Genomic DNA, 2,953 nt, shown 5'->3' with positions numbered 1-2,953 from the left:
CCCGGCGTCCCGCACCCGGGACGCCGCGGCCAGCAGCCGGTCCAGCGGCTCGCCCTCGCCCAGGCCACGGGCGTGCAGCAGCGTCTCGGCCTCGGTCGCATCCAGGGTGGCGCCGCGCTCGGCGCGGGCGACCGCCCGGCGCACGGCGGACTCGGTGGGGGCAAGCGGCTCGCTCATCAGGCCTGACGCTAGTCCCTCGGCCCCCTTGCAGGGTCCCGCCACGAGCTTGCGAGTGGGGGCAGGGGGTCCTTCTTCAGACGTCCCGGCGCTGGAAGGACAGGGCGGTCAGGCCCCAGATCGCGGCGATCCAGAGGGCGGCCCACGCCAGGTACGCGGGCGCCAGCGGCGCCTCGCTGAGGAAGGGGAAACCGCCCTCGCCGGGGCCCATCTGGACGAGTGCGATCGGGTCCTGGAAGGCGTTCATGGCACCGCGCCACAGGCCGTCGGTGGGCAGGATGACCCGGGACACGGTGCCCACGCGCTCGACGCCCTCGTTGCCCAGTGCCCCGCCGATCCCACCGACGACGCCCGCGACCCAGGTCGCCCCGAAGAGCCCGACCGCGATGATGCCCGACGCCATCGGCGAGACGACGCTGGACAGCAGGAGGGCCAGCGTCAGCAGCACGACGGTCTGGCCCGCGAGCAGGGCGAGCCCCGCGGCGGGTGACGGGGGCCAGTAGCCGACCGCCGCACGGACGACGAGGATCTCGGCGAGGCCGGCGAGGACCACGTAGCCGGAGCCGAAGGCGACGAGCCCCAGCCACTTGCCGAGCAGGACGGCCGACCGGCGGACCGGGCGGGCGAGGATCGCCAGCGCCTGCCCCGACTCCACCTCGCCGGCCAGCGTGGGGCCCGCGAGGAACGCCGTGCCGATCGCGGCGATGAGGCTCAGCCCGAACATGATCAGGTTGAGCAGGAGAGACGCCACCAGGCGGGCCTCGCCGCTGGTCATGGTGCCCAGCTCGGTGTCGAGGCCGACCAGCTTGGAGAAACCCCAGCCGCTCAGCACGAGCAGCACCACGGTCAGCGCCAACAGGGCCCAGACCACCCGTCGTCGGGCGGCCTCGCGCAGCGTGAGCCCGGCGATGGTCAGCGCGGTCATCGGGTGGCCGCCTCGGGCTCGTCGTGACGCAGGATGCCGAGCAGCCGGTCCTCGAGGCTGATCCGGACCGGCTCGACGGCGTGCACGCGGACGCCTCTGCCGACGAGGTCGCGCACCAGATCGGGCACGGTCACGCCGTCGTCGTCCGCGGTGAGCTGGACGGTGAACCAGTCGCCGCTGCGGCTCATCGAGCCGGCCGCCCGCAGCCGGTCCTCGGCCGGCCCGTCCACCCCGTCCAGCCGCAGGCGCACCTCGCGCTGCCCGAGCAGCTCGGCCAGGGTGCCCGACGCCGCCACGCGGCCCTGGTCGAGGATCACCACCCGGTCGCACACCCGCTCCACCTCGCCGATGAGGTGGGAGTTGAGGAGGACGGCGACGCCGCGGGACTTCAGCGAGAGCACGAGGTCGCGGACGTCGACCCGGCCGATCGGGTCGAGCGCGCTGGTGGGCTCGTCGAGGACGACGAGCTCGGGACGGGCGACCAGGGCGACGGCGAGGCCGAGCCGCTGCTGCATGCCCTTGGAGAACCCGCCCACCCGGTCGCCCGACCGCTCCCCGAGCCCGACGAGGGCCAGGCACTCCCGCCGCTGGTCGGCGGAGACGTCGACCCGGGCGAGCCTGACGTGCAGGTCCAGCACCTCCGCCGGGGTCAGCCAGGGCTGGTAGCGGAAGAGCTCGGGGAGGTACCCGACGGCGCTGCGGGACCGCGGATCGGACGAGCGCCGCCCGAGCAGCAGCACCTCACCCGCGTCGGGCCGCACGAGCCCCAGGAGCATCTTGATGACGCTGGTCTTCCCGGCGCCGTTGGGGCCGAGCAGGCCCAGCACCTCGCCGCGGCCGACCGTGAAGGACACGTCGTCGACGGCGGTCCGGCGTCCGTACCGCTTGCGCAGTCCGGAGCACCAGACCGCCGGGGACGGCGGCAGGCCGGCCAGCCCGTGGGCCGGGGATCCCGCAGTGGTGTCGGACGTCATCCCGCGGACGGTAGCGGCGTCAGCGGAGCGCACGGGCGACCGACAGGAGCTCGTCGGCGCTGAGCGACCCGGCGACCCCCGTCATCACCCCGTCCTCGACCCAGACCACGCCCGCGAAGAGCCCGTTGCGGGAGGTCAGCACCGTGGCGTCCGCCCCGTCCACGTCCGCCTCGGAGGTGGTCACCAGCTCGGCCGGCACCGGCAGGGGCAGCGTCCCGCGGTCCGCCGACAGGTCCGCCAGCTGGTCGGCGAGGCCGGGCGGCAGGCCGGGGAGGGACAGCAGGTAGTCGCGCACCGTCTCGAACGGGACGCCGGAGGAGTCCACCCGGGGCGCGCCGACCCGGGCGACGACGAGCGTGGGCACGCCCGTCGGCTGCGACCAGACGGCCGCGACGCCCGGACCGGCCTGCAGCCGGAGCCGGCTGCCGTCGATCCCGGCGGGAACCGGGGGCAGGACCTCGCCCTCGGCGGCCGCGGCCTGGGCCGCCTTGTCGGCCGAGAAGGTGAAGGTGGCACTCACGATGCCCGCGGCCTGGTAGGCCGGTTCCCCCGTCACGCCCTCGGGCAGCTCGGCGACCTCGGGGACGGCCAGACCGGTCCGCTCGCGCGCGGCCGCCGCATCGGCCACCTGCTCCGGGTCGGGCTCCTGCGTGATCTGCAGGTCGCCGTACGCGGAGAGGTCGGGCACCTGGACGAGATCGGTGGAGGTCACCTCGACGGGGTCGACGCGCTCGGTCTGGAAGATCGGCAGCCAGTCGTTGGCCGCTGCGACGCCGGCGCCCCCCACCAGGACCACCGCGGCGACCGTGGCGACCGCGGGCCGCCGCACCGTCGTCCACCACCGGCCGCGCGCGGCGCCCGCCGCCGGCCGGCGTCC

The 2,953-nt window shown here is 75.6% G+C and carries 3 protein-coding genes; all 3 read right to left on the bottom strand.

The window, feature by feature from the left end:
• Positions 1-253: 253 nt before the first annotated feature.
• Positions 254-1,102, bottom strand: coding sequence for an ABC transporter permease (locus MY520_RS27810; RefSeq protein ID WP_436695936.1), 849 nt, complete (start codon positions 1,100-1,102; stop codon positions 254-256).
• Positions 1,099-2,076: an ABC transporter ATP-binding protein gene (locus MY520_RS27805; RefSeq protein WP_436695935.1), complete on the bottom strand. Its 978-nt coding sequence runs from the start codon at positions 2,074-2,076 to the stop codon at positions 1,099-1,101. Before MY520_RS27805 ends, MY520_RS27810 begins: the two co-directional genes overlap by 4 nt.
• Before the next feature lie 19 nt (positions 2,077-2,095).
• The coding region (locus MY520_RS27800) for a hypothetical protein (protein ID WP_436695934.1) at positions 2,096-2,953 on the bottom strand (858 nt) is incomplete at its 5' end.

The sequence above is a fragment of the Geodermatophilus sp. CPCC 205506 genome (assembly GCF_051383635.1).
In the GTDB taxonomy this organism is placed as follows: Bacteria; Actinomycetota; Actinomycetes; order Mycobacteriales; family Geodermatophilaceae; genus Geodermatophilus.
This window is presented reverse-complemented; position numbering and strand designations above follow the sequence as displayed.

Coding starts and splice junctions, on each gene's coding strand:
- MY520_RS27810 (WP_436695936.1), bottom strand. CDS start 1,102: ATGACCGCGCTGACCATCGCCGGGCTCACGCTGCGCGAGGCCGCCCGA.
- MY520_RS27805 (WP_436695935.1), bottom strand. CDS start 2,076: ATGACGTCCGACACCACTGCGGGATCCCCGGCCCACGGGCTGGCCGGC.